Raw genomic sequence first — 18,601 nt, 5'->3', positions numbered from 1 at the left:
TGCCTCCTCCTACGAGCGCCGCCCCGTTCCGGCGGCCGGGGGGCCATCGTGGGCGGTCTGGCCCGCGCCGGGCATCTTCGACCATGCCCTGCGCGGCGTTCAGCGGATGCGGCGCACCTGGACCTCCTCGTCGTGCACGGCACGGCCGCACTGCGCGCAGCGCAGCTCCACGCGGACGGGGCTCTCGCAGCCGACGTGGTCCGCGCGGCGGGGCGGTCCCAGCTCGTGCGGCAGATTGCGGTCGCCCCACTGCATCAGGGCGAGGACGGCACAGGTGAGGTCCTTGCCCGCGGGGGTGAGCCGGTACTCGTACCGGACGGGCTTGTCCTGGTAGGGGACGCGCTCCATGACACCGTGCTCGACCAGCCGGGTCAGCCGGTTGGTCAGGACGTTCCTGGCGATGTCGAGGTTCTCCAGGAAGCCCTCGAAGCGGCAGCTGCCGAGCAGCGCCGTGCGGACGATCAGGAGCGTCCAGCGCTCCCCGATCACCTCGAGCGTTCGGGCGAGGTTGCAGTCCTGCCCCTCATACGTATGTTTCAGCATCTGATCACACCGGTAGGGAGGGCCTTTCGGCGGTTCCGGGGGTGGTCCGCGGCGGCGTTCCGTCACCGCGGGGGCGGGCGGCGGCGTTCACACCGCCGTCAGGAGGTGGCGTTCGGGCACCGCGGGGGCGGCCTGCCGGGTGAACCGGTCGTAGGCGTAGGCCGCCGAGACGAGGGTCATGTGGTGGTGCCAGCCCGGATACGACCGGCCCTCGAAGTCGAGCAGCCCGAAGCCGTCCCTCATCTCGCGCACGGCCTCCCCCGCCCGCGGCAGCAACCGCGCGAGGGCGAGGACGGATTCCGTACGGGCGTGGATGAGGCTGGTCAGCCAGAACCGGAGCGGGCGGCGTTCGCTGTCGGAGCGGACGGCCAGCAACCGGTAGGTGCGGTGGGCGTGGGCGCCCGACGTGCCCTGACCGGGCAGGTGGACGAAGCTGGAGACGACCGTCGCGGGGCGGCCGTCGCCGTCCCGGCGGGTCACCGTCTCGACGCGGTCCGGCATGCCGCCGCCCGCTCCCAGGAGGCTGCCGGCCGTGAGGACCAGGCCGTAGCCGTCACCGCCGCGGGGACGCTGCGTCCGCAGGTGCCGGCCGACCATCACGTGCAGGTTGCCGGGCACCGGGACGACGAAGTCCCGCCCGCGCAGGGCGAGTCCGTGCAGCAGGGTCCTGACGCCGAAACCGGCGGCCGGGTCCAGGCTGCAGACGACCGGCAGAGGGGTGCTCCCGGCGGTGGTGGCGAGGGAGTCGATCAGGTCGAGGGCGTGCTGTTCCGCCGTACGCAGTCCGGCGTCGGACGGGATGCGGGCGCGCCGGCGGCGTTCGGGGTCCTTGGCCCAGGAACCCGGCAGCAGCAGACGCCAGTCGACCGGCGCGGCCGCCCCCGCCGAGGCGAGGAAGGCGCCGACGCCGACCTGGCAGGTGACCGACCGTCCGGTGGTGGGCAGGAACCGGCGGTGCACCCCGCAGGAGTGCTCCCCCCGTTTGCGCAGTACGGCCTGGTCGACCACCCAGGCCATGGGGGGCGCCTGCCGCTCCACCCATCTGGCCAGCTCCGTGCGGACCGGGTTCCAGTCCCAGGGACTCGCGTTGACGAACTGGTGGAGCGACTGGGAGGTGGCCGGCGAGGCCGAGACCGTCGCGGCGAGGCGCCGGACCGACTTCTTGCCCGGGGTGGTGAGCAGCGCCCGCACATAGGCGTGGGCCCACCGGCGCTGATCGGCGCGCGGCAGGCATTCGAAGATCTGCTCGGTGAAGACCGGTATCGAGGTGTTCGCGTGCGTCAGCGCTCGTCCAGCCATGGCAAGTCCCCTCCCCTGGATCGGTCCGCGGCTGTCGACCGCGCTAAAATAATAGCGAACAACCTCTTTTTTTCTCGACTCCGGGGAGTTGCCGAATGCACTTCGCCAAGTTGGCCGGCTCGCCGCCCTCCGAACCGCCCTCTGACCGGGCTGTTTGCCCACCGGCCCCCTTACCGCCGGCCCTCGTGCCGCAGGGCCGGGGTCCGTCACGAGGACCGGCCGGCACACGGAGAAGACCGCCACCGCACGCGGGACCGCCGGTCTTCCGCCCGCGCCCGATGCCCCGTCACATGCCCGAGGAGGCGACATGGTGAGACAGGAGAGAGCCCTGCGCACCCGCGCGGCCGTGATCACGGCGGCCTGCGCGGAGTTCGCCCGCGCCGGTTACGACGGCACGTCGCTGTCCCGCATCAGCCGGCTGGCCGGCATGTCGGTCGGGGCGCTGACCTTCCACTTCCGGACCAAGCAGGAACTGGCCGACGCCGTACAGGCGGAGGGGCGGTCCGTGACCCTCGCCGCACTGGACGGCCACGCCTATGGGAACCGCCGGGCGCTGTGCCAGGTGGTCGGCCTCACCCTCGAACTGGCCCGGCTCATGGAGGAGGAGGCCTCGGTCCGGGCCGCCATCCGGCTGAGCAGGGAACGCCCGGGCTCGGCCTCCTGGTCACAGGCCTGGCTGCCGACCGTGCGCAAGCTCCTCGACGAGGCGCACGAGGCCGGACAGCTCCGGGGGAGCGCTCCGGCCGCCGACGTGATGACGCTGGTCGAGCACCTGACCGACGGAGCGGAGGTGTACCTGCGCGGCAGGGTCGAGGACGAGTCGGAACTCGGGAACGCCGTCGCACGGCTGCGCACCGTCTGGAAGCTCACGCTCACGGGGGTGGCGGCCGACCCGCCCGGCCCGGAGCACCCAAGGGGCGCCGAAGTGCCGTCACCCCTGGAACCCGAACCGAGGTGACCGTCCTCAGCCGCCCGTCCAGGTGGCCACGGCGCCCTGGGAACGCCGAAGTGCCGTCACCGCTGAAACCCGAACCGAGGTGACCGTCCTCAGCCGCCCGTCCGGGCGGCCACGGCCGACCGGTACCACGGAGCGGCGTCCTCCACCCACGCCAGCGGCGACGGCCCCGGGGAACACCCGGCGACCCGCCAGATCTCGTCGCTCCGGTACCAGTGGTCGGTGGCGACCAGGGCGAACTGACGCTCGCTCACGGGAATCCGCGCGGCCCTCAGCCGCTCCAGGCACTCCTGCCAGGGCAGCTCCGCCGTCACGGCGGGCAGCACGTCGTACCGTGCCAGGGCGCGCAGCAGGTCCCCCACACGCACCGGCCGGGGATGGCTCGCGTGCCAGATGCCGCCGCGGCCGTCGGCCCGCCCGTCGGCCCCGGGGGCGAGCGCGAGGCGGGCGACGAGCCGCGCCAGGTCGTCCACGGCCACGGCGGACACCCTGCCCCGTCCGCCGTCCCACAACGCGGGAACAGCGCGCAGGCACTGGGCGAGCAGCGGCACGACCCAGCGGTCCCCCCTGCCGAGCACCAGCCCCGGACGCAGCACGGTGGCGCCCGCGGCCAGGGCGTGGGTCTCCCCGGCCAGCCGGGTGCGACTGGCCGGGGACACGGGCGCGGGGACGACCTCGTTCACCCCGGTCCCCCGGTGCGGGCCGGGACCGTACACCGCCGCCGTCGACAGGTGCACGACGCGCCTCACACCGCCCCGGGCCGCCTCCCGCATCAGAGCGGCCGTCCCGTCGACGTTGACCGCGGCGCACTCCGACTCGTCCGGGCTGATGACCGCGGCCATGTGGAGGAGCACGTCGGCCCCCTCGCACACGCCGCGCAACGTACGGGGCTGCGCCATGTCCGCCCGGACCCACTCGTCGGCCGGCCCGGCGCCCTCCGGCCGCCGTCTGCCGACCGCCCGGACGACCAGGCGTTCACCCGAGCCGGCATCTTCCCCCGTGCGGTGCCCGGCGAGTTCGCGGAGCACCGCCGAGCCGATGAAGCCGGTGGCGCCGGTCAGCACCACGCGCAACGGTCTCATGCGGCCAGCCGCCGGCGGTCCACCGGGAACGACAACTTCGCCCTGGCCTGCGGGGTGGCGACGGCGGGGAGCAGGTAACGCCACATCGACACGAGGCGTTCCGGCAGATCGACGCGTTCACTGGAGACGTTGGAGAACACCTGGATGCCGCTGTAGGCGCCGACGAGCACGTTGGCGAACTCCGCTTCGTCGACGTCGGCCAGCAGCTCGCCCCGTTGCCGGGCCTCACGCAGCAGCTCGCGGAACTCGTTCACCCACTCCTGGTACGCCGTGTCGTCGCGGGCCCCGAACTCGCCCTGCTCGACGGCGAGCCGCACGCTGGCCCGGAACAGCACGTTGTTCTGCAGCTCGCGGGCGAGGAAGAAGGTGAGGTCGATCAGCTTCTGGAGCCCGGCCGTCTCCACGGAGAAGTGCACGAACTCCTGCTGATGGGCCAGCACGGCCTGCGCCAGACTCCTCTTGGACTTGAAGTGGAAGTACATGCCGCCCTGAGTCACCTGGGCCCGGTTCATGATCTTGCTGATGCTGGCTCCGCTGTAACCACACTCGTCGAAGATCTCCGCAGCCGCGTACAGGATCGTCTCCCGGGTCTTCACCGCCCGTTCCTGCTTCGGCTCAGCCATTTCAGTGCCTCGATCACTCTCGACAAAAAAAACGAACGCCCCTATTTTACAGGGCAACGCCTTCGACCGGTAGGCAGAAGGCGCCCACTCACGCTGCTTCCGGGGGATAGTCATGCTCACCACTGCTGAGAACCCTGCTGCCGCAAGACCGCTCCTGACCACCACCGTCGCCAAGGAATACGTGCACCGCGCAGCCCTGGCGGAAGTGTTCCTCACGGAGTGGACGAAGGCCGGACCCGCCTCGTTCACCGTGAGCGCCCAGTGGCCGCGCAGCCACAGCTTCTACGAGTGCGAGAACGGCCTCTACGACCCGCTGCTGCTCTGCGAGACCGTCCGCCAGACGTTCCCCCTGCTGGCCCACGTCGCCTACGACGTCCCCCTGGGCCACCAGCTGAGCTGGTCCCGCTTCCAGTACTCGGTCAACATGGACGCGATGGGCCTCGAGCGGAACCCGGCCGAACTCGAACTGCACGTCACGTGCTCGGACATCCGCTTCTTCCGGTCGATCCCCGCCTCGATGTCCATGCACATCGAGGCGGTGCGCGGCGGTGCCCTCCTCGCCGTGGCGGACACGCACTTCGGCTGCCACTCCCCCGCCGTCTACCGACGGCTGCGCGCCGGACGGGCCGGCGACTTCGGCGCCTTCCTGAACGCGCCGGCAGTGCCCCGGCCGGTCGAGCGGACCACGGTGAACCGCCACCGGCTGCGGGACATCGTCCTGTCACCCACCCAGCAGCGACAGCGCTGGCAACTGCGCGTCGACACCGGACACCCGGTGCTCTTCGACCACCCCGTCGACCACGTGCCCGGAATGCTGCTCCTGGAATCCGTACGCCAGGTGGCACACGCCATGCGGCCGTTCCCGGCCGGCGCGGCACCGGCGTCGATGGACGCGACCTTCAAGAAGTACGTCGAGTTCGACGAACCCTGCTGGATCGAGACCGCTCCGGCCGTCGAGACCACCGAGACCACCGAGGCCGCACCGACGCGCGACGGACGCCAAACGGTCCGCGTCAACGCCTTCCAGGGAGAGGAACTGGCCTTCACCGCGACGACCGAGATGGTCGACACGGCGCCGTAAACGAGCCACGGCCCGCCTTCGGGCGGGCCGTCCGCGGTTTCACCGCAACGAGAAGAGTTCCAAAGGCTGAACCCAGTGTGCCACCACTGGGCTCACAGCCATGTCACCCGTCGAGCCGTCTGCCCGACGGACGAAGGCCCGTCGGGATGCCACTCCCCAGGGCCCTCTTCGGTTCCGGACGAACCTCGAAGCCATGCGACGGCTTCGTCATGCCCCCTACCAGGAGACCGCCCCCATCATGGAGCAAAGCTGCGGCATTGACCAGCCCTCTCAGCTCGCCTCCGCGAGTACACGCCCTCTTGGGCAACTTTCCGCACCCCGCGAACCCGACCGGCCCTCGATGCCCGACGGCACCCCGCCCCCTCCTCACACGTACATACGGCAACGGGTCAAGGTCCCGATGCGGCTGGTGGAGTCGCCCCACTACTCGGACGCCGCCCTCAGCGTCTACGTGAAGGTCAAGGCGCTCGCCCAGCGCCCCGAAGGATGCACCGCCGGGATCGCCACGCTCGCCTCCTACCTGCGGCTGTCCGAGTCGACCGTGCAACGCGGCCTGGCCCAGCTCCGCGCGGCCGGCCCCGACGGCCTCGTGGAGTTACCGGAGAGCCGGCGCAGATCCCTCCCCGGCGGATACGGAACGACGGCCCGACGACAGGTCAGACCCATGACGTCGACGGAACGATTCGTCTGGCTCCCGGTGACCGCCAGCGAATGCCTCCGCCCGCGCCTGCTGCGCGCCTACGCCGTGATCGCCCACGCCGTCGCACAGAAACACCCGCTGACCTCCCGCATGCTCGCCGAAGTCCTCCGCCACCACTCGGGACCCCGGGCGGGCCTGCCCCTCACCACGGGCGCCGTCACCCGTATCGTCGAGCAGCTGGACGCGTCCGGCTGGATCACCGTCCACCGCCGGGCCGGGGAACACGGGCGGCACCTGTTCGGGATCCACGACGGACGCACCCCCGCCTCCCTTGATGACCGTTCAGGTACCCGGACTGGTGAAGGATCGCTCGCGTACAAGGAAGACCGGAGAACTGACCGACCCGATGACGACGCCGACCGCACCTCACCCGCCGTAGGCGAGAGACAGGTGGGTAAAGGGGCAGCCACCGAGGTCGCACCGCGCGGCCGTCTCGCGTTGCGCGCGGAGGACACGAACCCCTCTCCCGTACGCACCGTACGCAGGCCCTACGAGGGGCCACAGCTGACCTTCAGCCCGAGGCTCCACTCCGTACTGGAACCCGTACGTTTCCTGCTCAAGGACCTGAACACCTACGTGCAACGGCGGCTGGGGCGGGAGATCGCCCGGCAGCTCGACGCGGGCACGGGCGTCGAACGCCTGCGGACCCGTCTCACACAGCGACTCGCCGCGACCTTCGTCGAGGACATCCGCGATCCCGGACGCTGGCTGCTCGGCGTGGCCCTCCCCCGCTGGGGCTGTGCCGACCCGGACTGCGAGACCGGCACGCTCTGGTCGACCGGCAGGCGCTGCCGCACCTGCCAGGAGACGACCGCGGATCGGTACGTTCCGCCACGGAACGCGGGAACCGTACCCGCCCCGCCACCGTCCCCACGGAGCCGTTCCGCCGGTGGCCGGCCGGACCGTCCGGCGTGGACGCCGCCGAAGGCGTCGGGCCCCGTCGTGGTGGACCGCTGCCGGGGCCGTGACGGCACCTGTTCCCGCAGGGCCCCCCACGGACTGTGCTGGAGATGCCGGGTGGAGGCCGTGGGCACCGACTCGGAAGCCGGTACGGCTGGAGTTATCACGGCGTGATAACTCCAGCCGTACCGCAGCCGTCCCTCACTTCCTGCTTGCCAGCACGGACTCCCGAGGCACGTCCTCGCGGATTCCCGCGCCGGGGACGTGCGGAAGGCTGCTGTCCTGCTCCAGGAGGTAGGCCGCCTTGACGATGCGCTTCTCCCGCCACAGGTGGAGCATCGCGAACCCGAGGATGGCCGTTCCGACGAGATTGGCGACGAAGTGCCACCACACCCGGTACGTCGACAGCGCGACCCCCGGTTCGATCGCACCGAACCAGGTGGACAGCCCGATGGCCCGGCTGGCGCCCAGCGCCACGGAGACGGTCAGCACGAGGTGCTCCACACCGTGGATGCCCTGCATCCACACACCCATCCTGGCCCACTTCCGGGACTTCAGCTCACCGCTGACCCGCCGCGTGATCTGCACGACGCCGACCAGGCCGGCCAGGAAGATGAGGTTACCGATGAGGTGGAGCAGCTCCATGCCGAGCGCCGGCTTGGACGGGTCGACCTGGCCCATCCCCTGGGCGAAACTGTTCGCCCAAGGAGTCATCCAGGCCGGGGAGTACGGGTTGGCGATCCAGTAGATCGCCTGCGCCACGTGCTCCTGGAAGTGGCCGATCTGCCCGACGACTCCCAGGCCGATCAGCCCCACCGCCGTCCGGTACAACCAGGGCCGCACCGGCCCCCGGTTCGCATAGGCGAGCACGGCGACCGCCGCCCACATCGCCACGGCCCATCCGGTGAAGAAAAGGGCACCCGCGGTGTCCACGGCGGACACGGGGTCGCTCATCTCGTGCATTCCAGGCGTTCCGGGCTTGTGATCCATGTGATCCACAGGTGCTCCTTCAGCGACTCCGGACAGGTGTGGCACGGCAAGCGGTGCCGACCGGAACGCTAGAAATCCACGCGATACGTTCACCACTCCGAACATGCGGGCTTTCCCGAAGTCGCTCTCGCACGGTGAAGACGAACGGAGGGCCGGCTGAGCTCGCTTCGCGTGCGGGGCCGTGGTGCCGTGCGGGCAGTGGACAGCACCAACGGGGCCGAGTCCCGGGTGGTTGCGCCCGTGACGTTTCAAGACAACAAGCGTGGTTGAGCAAGGTGGGTGGTGCGGGTGCTTCCACCTGTCGACAGTCGGGTTCCTCGCCCATGGGGTTGGCGTTCGGTGGTGCCGGTCAGGGATGGGCAGGGGACTGGGCTGATCGGAGACAGACAGCGGAGCACTCGCCGGTGCGGACCTCTTTAGTAAGAGGGGCGCTGAAATTTAACGCTCTGACCTGCGGTTTCACCGAACCCATGTTGTCCTGGGGAGCACATTTGAACTCTAGGAATGTCAACCTGGCGGACACATTCGGGGTGGAAACTCAAGCTGTGGTTGATTCTTCCGGGAGCTCCGGAGCGATGGCAACGCCGCAGGTCGGCGACGTGTGCCTACCTCCGAAAACGCGGTCGGCGAGCGGGGTGACTCGAACGGAATGTGCTGTCATCGGGACACGGGAAATCAACCCACACTTGATTCTCGGCGCGAACGGGCCGAAAAAACCAAGCTGTGTTTGACTTTTCGGCGGCAGGGGCGAAGGGAGCCGCTCCAGGGCCCTCACGTGATGGGCCGTTGGCGCGAAAGACAACCACTGCTTGATATTTGGGCTAGTGTCTGGACCGCCTGAGTATCAAGGGAGGTCCTGTGGCACCTGATCCGCCGGCACGACCGAGACCACGCGTCGTCGCTGACGTTCCATCGGGCGACGAGGGCTTCGAGGACCTTCTCCAGGTCCTCGGAGAACAACTGGGAGAAGCGACGCGGAGCGCCGACCCCCGTGGCCGCCGCAAGCTCAAGAACGTCACCTTCGAGTACGAGCCCGACCAGACGGCCGTCCACGACATGGCGGGCGATGCCGGCTACAGCCTGGCCTCGAACTGGTTCACCCAGCTCCTGGCCCAGCTCTCCGTGGCCAACTCCATCACCAAATCCCAGCTGTGCGTCTTCCTCTACGTCGCCGGCGGCCAGCAGCACGGCACCGGCGTCACCCCGTACACACAGCAGGAGATCACCGACGGCCTCAACAAGCTCGCCGCCCAGAAGAACGGCAAGCGCATCACCCGCTCCACGGTCAACCGCGCGATCAAGGCCCTGGTCGGCTACCGGTGGATCGAGCAGCTCGGCAACGGCATGATCCAGTTGAACGTCCGTCTGTGGTTCCAGGGCAACAGCACCGCCCAGCATGCCGTCCTGGAACAGATCGCCGCCCAGCACGACCGCGACCCCGAAGCCTTCCCCCACGGGATCGGCCCGGATTCCCAGCAGGAAGAGCAGGGCCTCGACCTCACCCAGCACCCGCCCTACGACATAGGGCGGCGCATCGGGTGATACACATCCACCTGACGCCGCGCCGCCCGGCAGGAAGAAGGGATACCGATGGCTGAAGTCATGTCACCGGTCGTGTCCGAACGCATCTGGGCCCTGCCCGTCTCCGGAGCCACCGTGAAGTTCCTGCAGTACCTGCTCTACCGCTCCGACTTCGGCGGGCACCTTCCCGTACGGCAGAAGGACATGGCCCGTGAATACCGTGTCACCCCACAGGCCGTCAGCAACCTCATCGCGCCCCTGTGCGAGCTGAACATCGTCCTACGCCCCAAGAACGAGGAAGGCAGCCGGGGCAAGGGCAACTCCTACCGCCTCCACCCCCTGGCGGCGAAGTACGCCGGCTCCCAGGAGATGGAGGCCTCCTTCCGCGCCGCGATCGCGAACATCAAGGCCGGCGAGCTGCCCAACCTGAAACTTCCCGCCTACGCCGCTGTCCCGCCCACGGCGGACGGCCGCCCGAACCTACAGGTCGCCTGAGCACGAAAACCGGGGCCCCACCGACGTATCGGTGGGGCCCCGGTGCCTGAGCAAGGGATGGTTGCCCGCACTATACCCAGCCCGGGCTACAGCACGTCGGCGACGGGCAGTTGAGCCAGGGCCTCGGCGAGCTGACGCACTGTCACCGACCCGGTCTCGGGCAGGCCGGCCTCCAGCCAGGCCTGGCGGGCGGACTCCTTGTCGCCCTCGGCCGCCGCCAGCACGTTCTCCTTCGCGCCGTGCTCGTGCACGGGGTCGGTGTCCGGGCCGTAGTCGGCCAGGTGGACGACCGTGCGGACCTGCAACTTGGCGTTAGAGGCCATCTGCTCGTTGAGGCGGTACACGCGCAGCCGGTGCCCGACCAGCGCCCGAGCACGCTCGATCATCGCCCGGCCCGCGTCCGTATCACCACGGTCGGTGCGCAGACGCTCCAACTCGCCGGAGGTGTTACGGACGACCAGGAGCCCGCGGGTACTCGTCGACTCGATGCGCACGGAGAGCAGGGTCGCCGTGAACTGCTTCGCGGCGTCCAGGCGCTGGAGGTCCTGCCCCACCGTGTCCGCGAGGGTATAGAGGTGGATGGCCCTGGCCCGGACCTGCTCGGTCCAGGCGGCCTCCTCTCCTGGCGGACAGGGGCCGACGGCGCGAGCGGCGGCAAGGGTCAGTTCGAGGTCACGAGGGTTCACCGCCTCATTCTCCTCATGCGCTCACGGCACTGTCCCGGCCCTTGGAGACAGAGCAGCGTGGCTGGGACCGGAACGGGGTTGCTGGAGACACACGCGCGCCTGATCGTTCGGGTGCGGGCACCGCCGTGGCTGACTTTCGGTGGTGCGGGTCCAAGAGGGGCAGGGAGTGCTTGAGGTCCCGGTCAAGACGACTGCATGACTCCCAGGATCGGTTTCCCAGGATGGGCTCAAGCAGAGCAAGCAGACACGGACCCGCACTTATAGAGAATAGGGAGGATCACGTTTCCGCAGGTCAGAGGGGGTGACGGAGCCTCAGAACATGACTCCCACGTCATGTTGAGACTGCGGAAGTTGCGTGTGAAGTCAAGTTGCCCCGTAGTCATTGCGACTTATCTGCGCAATCTCGCGATGGCCTCCGGAACCGTCGCGAACATGACTCCGAAGTCATGTTCGATGCACGTAACGCGCAGATAGGTCGCGTCGTTGCTATCTATCTGCGCAATCACTACTGTGCTCCGCGTCTAGGTTTCGATCTTGAGGAGCATGTAGCGCCATGTCCGCACAGCCCCATGGAGACCCCCGCCGGGTCCCCGGCACATCCCCGCCCCGTGGACCGAGCCGCAGCAGCCCGTACGCGGGCGCGCTCGGTCCGAGGAAGAACCTCGTCGAGCTGCCCGTCGGGCACACGGCAGAGCTCAAGCCCCCGGTCACCGCAGGCGACTTCGTCGGCAAGTACTTCGCCCAGGACAGCCTGGAGTTCCTGCGCTGGGCCGCCAGGTACTTCAGGGACGACAACGTGACCCTGTGCGTGCTGCTCTACATGATGGGAAGCCAGGAAGTAGGAGGAGCCGTCGAGCTCAAGCAGGCCGAGATCGCCGCCGAGCTGGACATGGACCCGGCCCAGGTGTCACGGGCCCAGTCCAAGCTGAAGAGGCTGGGGCTGGCCTACTCTCCGAAGAAGGGGTCGATCCAGCTCCAGCCGGCGGTGACCCTGCGCGGCGGCTACCGGCTGATCGAGAAGCCCGTCCGCGGATCGGTGGCCAAGAGCGTCAAGGTCCAGGTGGAACAGCTGAGCCTGCTCAACGAGCTCGTACTCGACCCCGGCGTTCCGGAGGAGTTCAGAGGCATGGCCCTCCCAGGTGCGAAACTACCCGAACCGTCGTCGAGGACGCGCAAGCGCAAACGTACGGAGAAGAAGCCGGAGGCGTGAGGATGAGGACTGCAGCGTCTGCGAACCCGGAGCCGCCGGAGCTGACATACGGCACCTTCAACGGCTTCGCCTACATGCCCGCGATGCCGGGAATCGCCTACCGAGTGCTCTTCCGGCTCCTGGGGACCCAGGAGCCGGGAGGGCGCTGCCTGGTCACCGAAGAGGAGCTGGCCGAAGCCCTGGACGTACACCGCTCCATGGTGGGACGGGGCCTGCAGGCCCTGATCCTCGCCAAGCTGGTGTTCCGCCAGGCCAAGGGCATCTACCTCCTCAACCCGATGATCAGTGGCGCGCGCAGCGTCACCGAGCACCTGGAGGCCATCGGCACACTCGACCCCGCGGACCGTCTCGACGTCGACGACTACCAGGAGCGTTACGAGGCCTCCGTCGCCCGGGCCGAGCAGGAGAAGAAGGAGAAGCGCCTGGGCCGCAGGAGTTCGCCCGGCCCCTCGAAGCTGGCGAAGGCAGCGCCCGAGGGAACGGCGGAGGTACTGAGCCTCTCGACAGCCCGTGACCGCTCACGGCGGAGGCCACCCCGCCCGTGACACGACCGGCACACCAGTGAGGCCCCCGCCGAAGCGGGGGCCTCACTGTGTCTAGGTTTCGGAAGGAAGTCTACCGTCTCTCGCACGCACCGGCACCGCAGAAGACCCTGCCGCCGACACACACCGGCACTTATCACGGCGTGATAATCCGGCCCGTGACATCACCTCTGATGCCGTCCACCGGATGCCAGCGTCCTCCCCGACCGACGCGGCCGCCTCTGGGACGGCACGTGGCCGGTCAGCGCACCAGCAGGTCGACCACGCCCGTCAGGTCTTCCTCGCCGCTGCCTTCGGACAGACGGCGGCGCATCAACGCGAAGTAGGGGGAGAGCAGTTCCATGCTGACGCCCTGTTGCTCGGCGGTGCGCAGGAAGGTCGATGTGCCGGCCACCTGCATCGCGAGGCTGGAGACGACCCCCTTGGTGTAGTCGCCGCTGCGCAGCTGGTCGGCGGTCTGGTGAACGGACGGAGCCATCGCGGTGAGCCAGTCGGCGAGCAGCGGCGCGAATGACGCGGGGTCGATGTCTTCCTTGCGGATCAGGGCGAAGGCGTGCGCGGCACCGGCGAACATCCCGTACATGGCGCTGAGCAGGGCCACGTCGTGGAGCGCCGCGAAGCCCGCGTCCTCACCGACGTAGGTGGTGCCGGCCGGGACGCGCAGGGTCTCCGCATACCGCTCGAACACCTCCCGCGAACCGCTGTAGAAGACGTAGCCGCCGGCCTCGGGGACGCCGATCATCGGAGGGACGGCCATGATCCCGCCGTCCAGATAACGGGCGCCGCGCTCGCGGGCCCACTCGGCGCGGGCACGGGCCTCGGCCGGAGTGCTGGTGGTCAGGTTGACCAGGTCCCGGCCGGCCAGGTCGGTGCCGGTCAGCGTCTCCTCGACCGAGGCGTCGTCCAGCAGACAGACGACGACCAGCGTGTTCGCCGCGACGGCGGCAGCGGCGCTGTCCGCGATCCTCGCCCCCTCGGCGGCGAGCGGTACGGAGCGGGCCGGAGTGCGGTTCCAAACGGTGACCGGGTAGCCGGCGGCGAGCCAGGTACGGGCCAGTGCGGTGCCCATCGCGCCGAGGCCCAGCAGCGTGACGGACGTCTTCTCAACAGGGGTCTGTGCCATGCCGACTAGGCTGGAAGCAGGCCCGGAGGCGATCAAGTACGCACTTCGGAGTGGGTGGTTACCCCGGGGTGAGCGAGCACGTCAGAGGGGTGGGCATGACGACACTGAACCGGCCGGGCACACGGGACGGACACGTCTGCGGGATCGACACCGCGATGGAGGTGATCGGCGGCAAGTGGAAGGTGCTGATCCTCTGGGCGCTCCACGAGCACCCCCACCGCCGCTTCGGCGAACTGCGCCGGCTGCTCCCGGGGATCACCGAGAAGGTGCTCGCCTCCCACCTGCGAGAGATGGAAGCGGACGGCATCGTGCACCGCGTCTCCTACGACGAGGTGCCGCCCCGCGTCGAATACTCGCTGACCGAGGACGGCAAGCACCTCAACGACGCACTCCAGCCACTGGCCGCCTGGGGACGCGAGCGGACGACCGTCCAAGAGCTGGATGATCAGCGGGATGTCCAGGGGCGCCGAGTGCCCCTGAGTCAGAAGGGCGGACTCTCGGAGTAGCCGCCCGTCCCGTCGGCCGTCCACCAGGAGTCACGTTCCGCCTTGAGCCGGGTGTAACGCTCGCGGGCTGCGATGTCATCCGCGTTCTCCAGGCCGCCGGTGTCGTGACCCCACGCCTTCATCGCAGCCAGGGCACGGTCCCGATGGTGGCGGTCGGTGCTGGTGGCCAGCAGACGACGGGCCTGGCCGGCCAGCTCGGCCCGGTGCGTGGCGAGCGCGGGGTGCTCTGCCAGGGGGACCGCGGCGACGAAAGCGGCGTCGCGCACCTCCGCGTTGTCGTGGCCGAGAAGAGGACGGAGAGCGGAGAAGAGCGCCGGGCGCAGGTCCCGGAACGCGCGCATCGCCCTGTCCCCGTCGAGGAACCCCTCGCCGTAGTGGCGTTCACTGACGGCGACGCACTCGTCGTCGGCGTCATAGGCGGTGTCGCTGAGCCACTCGAGCAGTCTCACGACGGCCGGGCGGTGCGGTGGCATGCCGGCACCGGTGCCGGAGTCATCTGCCGCGATGACCGGATGGTGGAGGACTGCCGCGACGTAACACGCCACGGGCACCGTGGCTTCGTAGATGGTGTTCTGGTGGGTCACCTCCCTGAGCGCCTCATCGATGGCGGCCGCCCTGACGACCGGGTCAGGACCGATGATGCGTGCCAGTGTCGTCGGCAGGGACCTGCCCGTCCCGCATACGGTGGCGAGTGACGCCCAGTCCGTACCCTCCAGGAGCGCTTGATGGTGAGGCAGCTCGTGGAGACGAGGATCCTCGATCCGACTGCGGCGATGGGTCATGGGCGGAGGCTATAGCGTCGTCGGACCGGCGCTGCTTGTGACCTCATGCGCAGAGCAGGGCGCGCTTCCGTAGGAGAGGGACCCGGCGCAGTCACGCCGGACGGCAATTATCACGGCGTGATAATCCAGTGGGGACGCCCATCGGGTGAAACTGTGTCAGAACTTGCAAAGAGGGTGTCATTACACCTTCAGGAGTCAGTATGCTGACGTCATGGCTTCTCCTTACCCCGACGGAGACCGGGAAAAGGTAGCGTCCAAGCTGCCCTCGGCGCTCCAACAAGCACTCAAGGTCCGCGCCGCCGAGCTCAGCCTGGACATCCAGGACGCCGTCGAGGCGGCCATCAACGACTGGCGCGGCAGCGCGAACAGCGGTACCGAAGTGGACACCGCCGGTGCGAAGTCGTTCTCCACATGGCTTCCGCCAGGGCTGTACGAGCAGTTCAAGGAGACCTGCACCGACCGCGGCGTCTCCTACACCCAGGGCCTCGCCCAGTCGATCCGTGACTGGCTCGACGCGAACCCCTCCCCCCAGCACGGCACCCGCGGTACCGACCCCGAACGGAAGATCGTCGGCAACCAGAAGGGCGGGGTCGGCAAGACCGCCATCTCCGCCGGCATCGGCGAGGCCTACGCCGAGGCGGGCAAGCGCGTCCTCGTCGTCGACTTCGACCCGCAGGGACACCTCAGCGAACAGCTCGGAGTCCCCCAGATCGAACCCAACCACGACAGCCTGGTCTCCCACATGTGCGGCGAAGGCAGCGGGGATCTGCGCGACCTCGTCGTGGAGATAGACGATCCGCGGTTCGAGAAGCGCCTGCACGTCCTGCCCGCCTGCTTCGACGGATTCCTCCTCGACGCCAAGATCGCCGTCGTGGCGACGCAGAAGCGCGGCTTCCAGAAGGAAGCGGCCCTCGAGCTGGCCCTGCGCCCCCTGGAAGCCGACTACGACGTCATCATCGTCGACTGCCCGCCCAGCCTCGGCATCGCCATGGACGCCGCCCTCTACTACGGACGCCGGCGCCGCGGCGAGCCCGTCGGAGTCTCCGGGGTCGTCATCCCCGTACTCGCCGAGGACTCCTCCGCCACCGCCTACGGCATGCTCGCCCAGCAGATCGAGGACCTCTGCGAAGACCTCTCCCTCGAGATCGACTACCTCGGCCTGGTCGTCAACCTGTACGACTCCCGCCGCGGTTACGTCGCCACCTCGTCCCTGGACAACTGGAAGTCGCTCGGCGACCCGAAGGTCCTCGCCGTCATCGGCGACCTGAAGGAACAGCGTGAAGCGGTCCGTAAGCGGATGCCGCTGCTGACCTACGCCCCCCACAGTGACCAGGCCGAAGCCATGCGTCAGGTAGCGAAGGGAGCGACCCGTTGAGCAAGGCCGACACCCTGGGATCGGCACCCGCGTTCGGCGCAGCCCGCGGCGCCCGGTCCTCCCGACGCAGCCTCATCGACAAGACCATCACCGGCGAGGAATCGACCGCAGCGGCCACCACCGAGCTGCCGGTCACCCTCATCAGCGACAACCCCGACAACCCGCGCAATCACCTGCGCAACCTCGACGAGACGGTGCAGACCGTCCGCGAGGTCGGCATCATCATCCCCATCGCCGTGGCGACGATCGAGGCCTACCTGCGCACCCGGCCGGACCGCGCCGCCGAGTTGGAACCCGGGACGCAGTACATCGTCGTCGACGGCCACCGCCGCCTCGAGGCCGCCCGCCGCGTCGGAATGGCCACCATCCCGGTCCGCGTCGACAACGGACGGGTCGCCACCGACGAAACCCTCCTCGAGGCCGCGTTCGTCGCGAACTACCACCGCGACGACATGACGGACCTGGAGGAGGCCCACGCCCTCAAGGCCCTGGTCGACTACTACGGTTCCCAGACCAAGGCGTCCAAACGGCTGGGCATCCCGCAGAACACCATCTCCAGCAAGCTGTCCCTTCTGAAGCTCACCCCTGAGCTCCAGAAGGACCTGGTGACCGGGGTGCGGAAGGTCGAGCACGTCCGCAACCTCGGCAAGCTGTCCCCCGAGGAGCAGAGGGCCAGGGCGGACGAACGGGCGGAAGCAGCCCGCAGGAAGACGGAAGCCCAGCCGCAGGAAGTTGTCGAGCGCTCGGCAGGCCCCGCCGATTATCACGGCGTGATAATCCCGGAGGCGCCTGCCGAGCCGGCCGCTCCGCCGCCCCCTCCGATGCGGCCCGGTGCGGCCACGCCGCCCGTCGAGCACGAGCAGGCTCCCGAGTCCATCCCGGAACCACGCGTCGGCGCAGGAGAACCCGGGACAGCGAACGCAGAAGCGGAACAGCCGAAGCAGCCGAAGCGCCTCCCCTACGACGACGCCTTTTACTGCGTGCACCATCTGCACCAGAAGATGAAGCCCGAGACGTTCGTTCAAGGAGCCCGGGTGTGGATGGACGTCCTGCGGGAGCAGCACCCGGACGAGTACAAGGCCTTGCTGGCCGAACTGAAGACCCGATAGCAGAGCCCCGCCCGTCGGCCCCGCTCGCCCTCCTCCGTGGAGGGAGCGGGGCCGCACCGGTTCCGGTGAAGCGGGCAGCCGGATCTGGTGCGCGCCCGCCCGGCATGCCGTGGTCCGTGCGGATCAGCGGAGCGTGGTGGGATCGAGGATCTGGTCGGCCGGCGGCGGGGTGGTGTCGACGGGCTTGCCGTGGTCGGTGAAGGTGAGGTCCACGGGCTCGCCGCCGCCTGCGACCGTGCCTCTCAGGAGGTAGGGCTTGCCCTCCTTGGCGATGCAGACGGTCGTGGTCTCGGTCGTGGTCCTTTCGGTGAGAACGGCGACGGGTCGGCCGCCCACGAAGGCATCGGCCTCGCGGACGGAGTTTCCGTCGGACACCGGGTTCAGTTCTCCGAGCAGGACGTCAAGACCATCGCATATGCGCCCGAAAGTCTCCGACATCATCTTGGGGGGCTTGATCCAACGGCCCGTGAAGTGACCGACCATCTCCTCGGTCTGCTCGGCTGTCATCCCGCGGCTGAAGGTGGCCCGCCAGTAGTCCTCCCCGGCCTTGACGTAGACGAGGGAACCCTTCTTGACGATGGCCACGGTGCCCATGGAGTCGCCCACCGTGCCGTTGCAGGAGCCGTGGACATCCATGGCCAGGTCGACCTCTATTTGTCGGCCATCGCTGATGCCCTTACCGGTAAGGCGCATGCTCGTGGTGTTCTTGACGACTTCCCGGGCCTGCTGATCGATCTGCCTGGGCGTCATGGTGTCGAAGGGATGCTTCGCCTTGGTCGTGGACGAGATGCTTTTCGCGCCGGCCTCGGCACCGTCCGGGCTGCAACCGCTGATGATCACGGTGGTGGCGGCACACAGCAACGCGGTGGCGGCGCGGTGGGTGATGTGGTGCTTCACGTGCGGGTTTTCCTCCCCTGTTGAACCTCGCTGACTGTATGCGGTCAAGTCGTGGCATGCGCAGGGGAGTTCGGTCGGGGGTCTTCGGGATTATCACGCCGTGATAAAACACAAGAACCCCGCACGGCCGTCCACATAGGCGCCCCGCCCGTACTTAGGGGGCCATCAACATAGAGAGGGGA

Annotated in this window: 19 protein-coding genes; 10 read left to right on the top strand and 9 right to left on the bottom strand. The window is 69.0% G+C overall.

All coding sequences use genetic code 11. The features are described from left to right. Positions 1-99 precede the first annotated feature (99 nt). On the bottom strand, positions 100-543 hold the full coding sequence (locus tag ACF1DX_RS31240) for a winged helix-turn-helix transcriptional regulator (protein ID WP_391794494.1): 444 nt from the start codon (positions 541-543) through the stop codon (positions 100-102). Between the two features lie 87 nt (positions 544-630). Beyond that, positions 631-1,842, bottom strand: a complete 1,212-nt coding sequence (locus ACF1DX_RS31235; protein ID WP_391794493.1) for an IS701 family transposase — start codon at positions 1,840-1,842, stop codon at positions 631-633. A gap of 307 nt (positions 1,843-2,149) precedes the next feature. Here ACF1DX_RS31235 and ACF1DX_RS31230 point away from each other — a divergent pair, with 307 nt between their 5' ends. Further along, positions 2,150-2,800: a TetR family transcriptional regulator gene (locus ACF1DX_RS31230; protein ID WP_391794492.1), complete on the top strand. Its 651-nt coding sequence runs from the start codon at positions 2,150-2,152 to the stop codon at positions 2,798-2,800. Between the two features lie 89 nt (positions 2,801-2,889). On the opposite strand, the gene ACF1DX_RS31225 is transcribed toward ACF1DX_RS31230, so the two are convergent. Further along, on the bottom strand, positions 2,890-3,879 hold the full coding sequence (locus tag ACF1DX_RS31225) for an NAD-dependent epimerase/dehydratase family protein (protein WP_391794491.1): 990 nt from the start codon (positions 3,877-3,879) through the stop codon (positions 2,890-2,892). Further along, positions 3,876-4,502 (bottom strand): ScbR family autoregulator-binding transcription factor, encoded by a 627-nt coding sequence (locus tag ACF1DX_RS31220; RefSeq protein WP_391794490.1) that lies wholly within the window; start codon positions 4,500-4,502, stop codon positions 3,876-3,878. Before ACF1DX_RS31220 ends, ACF1DX_RS31225 begins: the two co-directional genes overlap by 4 nt. A gap of 112 nt (positions 4,503-4,614) precedes the next feature. Between ACF1DX_RS31220 and ACF1DX_RS31215 the strand changes: the two genes are divergently transcribed. Then, a complete protein-coding gene (locus tag ACF1DX_RS31215) occupies positions 4,615-5,583 on the top strand; it encodes a ScbA/BarX family gamma-butyrolactone biosynthesis protein (protein WP_391794489.1) in 969 nt (322 codons plus the stop codon). 340 nt (positions 5,584-5,923) lie between these two features. Then, complete coding sequence (locus tag ACF1DX_RS31210; RefSeq protein WP_391794488.1) at positions 5,924-7,357, top strand: hypothetical protein; 1,434 nt, start codon at positions 5,924-5,926, stop codon at positions 7,355-7,357. A 27-nt stretch (positions 7,358-7,384) separates the two neighbouring features. Here the strand turns inward: ACF1DX_RS31210 and ACF1DX_RS31205 are convergent, their stop codons facing one another. Beyond that, on the bottom strand, positions 7,385-8,137 hold the full coding sequence (locus tag ACF1DX_RS31205) for a DUF6008 family protein (RefSeq protein WP_391794487.1): 753 nt from the start codon (positions 8,135-8,137) through the stop codon (positions 7,385-7,387). Between the two features lie 894 nt (positions 8,138-9,031). Between ACF1DX_RS31205 and ACF1DX_RS31200 the strand changes: the two genes are divergently transcribed. Further along, the gene (locus ACF1DX_RS31200) at positions 9,032-9,715 is read left to right on the top strand and encodes a hypothetical protein (protein ID WP_391794486.1); all 684 of its coding nucleotides are present in this window, start codon (positions 9,032-9,034) and stop codon (positions 9,713-9,715) included. Positions 9,716-9,763: 48 nt separating this feature from the next. Next, a complete protein-coding gene (locus tag ACF1DX_RS31195; RefSeq protein WP_391794485.1) occupies positions 9,764-10,189 on the top strand; it encodes a hypothetical protein in 426 nt (141 codons plus the stop codon). Positions 10,190-10,275: 86 nt separating this feature from the next. Here the strand turns inward: ACF1DX_RS31195 and ACF1DX_RS31190 are convergent, their stop codons facing one another. Beyond that, a complete protein-coding gene (locus tag ACF1DX_RS31190; protein ID WP_391794484.1) occupies positions 10,276-10,875 on the bottom strand; it encodes a hypothetical protein in 600 nt (199 codons plus the stop codon). 553 nt (positions 10,876-11,428) lie between these two features. Here ACF1DX_RS31190 and ACF1DX_RS31185 point away from each other — a divergent pair. Next, a complete protein-coding gene (locus ACF1DX_RS31185; protein ID WP_391794483.1) occupies positions 11,429-12,085 on the top strand; it encodes a hypothetical protein in 657 nt (218 codons plus the stop codon). 2 nt (positions 12,086-12,087) lie between these two features. Beyond that, on the top strand, positions 12,088-12,630 hold the full coding sequence (locus ACF1DX_RS31180; RefSeq protein WP_391794482.1) for a hypothetical protein: 543 nt from the start codon (positions 12,088-12,090) through the stop codon (positions 12,628-12,630). 238 nt (positions 12,631-12,868) lie between these two features. Here the strand turns inward: ACF1DX_RS31180 and ACF1DX_RS31175 are convergent, their stop codons facing one another. Further along, positions 12,869-13,750 (bottom strand): NAD(P)-dependent oxidoreductase, encoded by an 882-nt coding sequence (locus ACF1DX_RS31175; protein WP_391794480.1) that lies wholly within the window; start codon positions 13,748-13,750, stop codon positions 12,869-12,871. A 95-nt stretch (positions 13,751-13,845) separates the two neighbouring features. On the opposite strand from ACF1DX_RS31175, the gene ACF1DX_RS31170 reads away from it, so the two are divergent. Continuing rightward, positions 13,846-14,256, top strand: a complete 411-nt coding sequence (locus ACF1DX_RS31170) for a winged helix-turn-helix transcriptional regulator (RefSeq protein ID WP_391794479.1) — start codon at positions 13,846-13,848, stop codon at positions 14,254-14,256. Here ACF1DX_RS31170 and ACF1DX_RS31165 read toward each other — a convergent pair. Next, a complete protein-coding gene (locus ACF1DX_RS31165) occupies positions 14,232-14,840 on the bottom strand; it encodes a hypothetical protein (protein WP_391794478.1) in 609 nt (202 codons plus the stop codon). The genes ACF1DX_RS31170 and ACF1DX_RS31165 overlap by 25 nt on opposite strands. A 409-nt stretch (positions 14,841-15,249) precedes the next feature. Here ACF1DX_RS31165 and ACF1DX_RS31160 point away from each other — a divergent pair, with 409 nt between their 5' ends. Continuing rightward, a complete protein-coding gene (locus tag ACF1DX_RS31160; protein ID WP_391794477.1) occupies positions 15,250-16,413 on the top strand; it encodes a ParA family protein in 1,164 nt (387 codons plus the stop codon). After that, positions 16,410-17,522 carry a ParB/RepB/Spo0J family partition protein gene (locus tag ACF1DX_RS31155; RefSeq protein ID WP_391794476.1) on the top strand — a complete coding sequence of 371 codons (1,113 nt, stop codon included), beginning with the start codon at positions 16,410-16,412 and terminating at the stop codon, positions 17,520-17,522. The genes ACF1DX_RS31160 and ACF1DX_RS31155 overlap by 4 nt, the downstream gene beginning before the upstream one ends. Before the next feature lie 123 nt (positions 17,523-17,645). Here the strand turns inward: ACF1DX_RS31155 and ACF1DX_RS31150 are convergent, their stop codons facing one another. Next, positions 17,646-18,419 (bottom strand): hypothetical protein, encoded by a 774-nt coding sequence (locus ACF1DX_RS31150; protein ID WP_391794475.1) that lies wholly within the window; start codon positions 18,417-18,419, stop codon positions 17,646-17,648. Positions 18,420-18,601: the final 182 nt, after the last annotated feature.

It is taken from the genome of Streptomyces sp. NPDC014676 (assembly GCF_043084105.1).
Taxonomy (GTDB): Bacteria; Actinomycetota; Actinomycetes; order Streptomycetales; family Streptomycetaceae; genus Streptomyces.
Note: the sequence above shows the minus strand (reverse complement) of the source record. Positions and strands in the feature narration are given on the sequence as shown.

What these genes read in the sequence shown, in the direction of transcription:
- ACF1DX_RS31240 (WP_391794494.1), bottom strand. Translation starts at nt 543, where the DNA reads ATGCTGAAACATACGTATGAGGGGCAGGACTGCAACCTCGCCCGAACG.
- ACF1DX_RS31235 (WP_391794493.1), bottom strand. Translation starts at nt 1,842, where the DNA reads ATGGCTGGACGAGCGCTGACGCACGCGAACACCTCGATACCGGTCTTC.
- ACF1DX_RS31230 (WP_391794492.1), top strand. Translation starts at nt 2,150, where the DNA reads ATGGTGAGACAGGAGAGAGCCCTGCGCACCCGCGCGGCCGTGATCACG.
- ACF1DX_RS31225 (WP_391794491.1), bottom strand. Translation starts at nt 3,879, where the DNA reads ATGAGACCGTTGCGCGTGGTGCTGACCGGCGCCACCGGCTTCATCGGC.
- ACF1DX_RS31220 (WP_391794490.1), bottom strand. Translation starts at nt 4,502, where the DNA reads ATGGCTGAGCCGAAGCAGGAACGGGCGGTGAAGACCCGGGAGACGATC.
- ACF1DX_RS31215 (WP_391794489.1), top strand. Translation starts at nt 4,615, where the DNA reads ATGCTCACCACTGCTGAGAACCCTGCTGCCGCAAGACCGCTCCTGACC.
- ACF1DX_RS31210 (WP_391794488.1), top strand. Translation starts at nt 5,924, where the DNA reads ATGCCCGACGGCACCCCGCCCCCTCCTCACACGTACATACGGCAACGG.
- ACF1DX_RS31205 (WP_391794487.1), bottom strand. Translation starts at nt 8,137, where the DNA reads ATGAGCGACCCCGTGTCCGCCGTGGACACCGCGGGTGCCCTTTTCTTC.
- ACF1DX_RS31195 (WP_391794485.1), top strand. Translation starts at nt 9,764, where the DNA reads ATGGCTGAAGTCATGTCACCGGTCGTGTCCGAACGCATCTGGGCCCTG.
- ACF1DX_RS31185 (WP_391794483.1), top strand. Translation starts at nt 11,429, where the DNA reads ATGTCCGCACAGCCCCATGGAGACCCCCGCCGGGTCCCCGGCACATCC.
- ACF1DX_RS31180 (WP_391794482.1), top strand. Translation starts at nt 12,088, where the DNA reads ATGAGGACTGCAGCGTCTGCGAACCCGGAGCCGCCGGAGCTGACATAC.
- ACF1DX_RS31175 (WP_391794480.1), bottom strand. Translation starts at nt 13,750, where the DNA reads ATGGCACAGACCCCTGTTGAGAAGACGTCCGTCACGCTGCTGGGCCTC.
- ACF1DX_RS31170 (WP_391794479.1), top strand. Translation starts at nt 13,846, where the DNA reads ATGACGACACTGAACCGGCCGGGCACACGGGACGGACACGTCTGCGGG.
- ACF1DX_RS31160 (WP_391794477.1), top strand. Translation starts at nt 15,250, where the DNA reads ATGGCTTCTCCTTACCCCGACGGAGACCGGGAAAAGGTAGCGTCCAAG.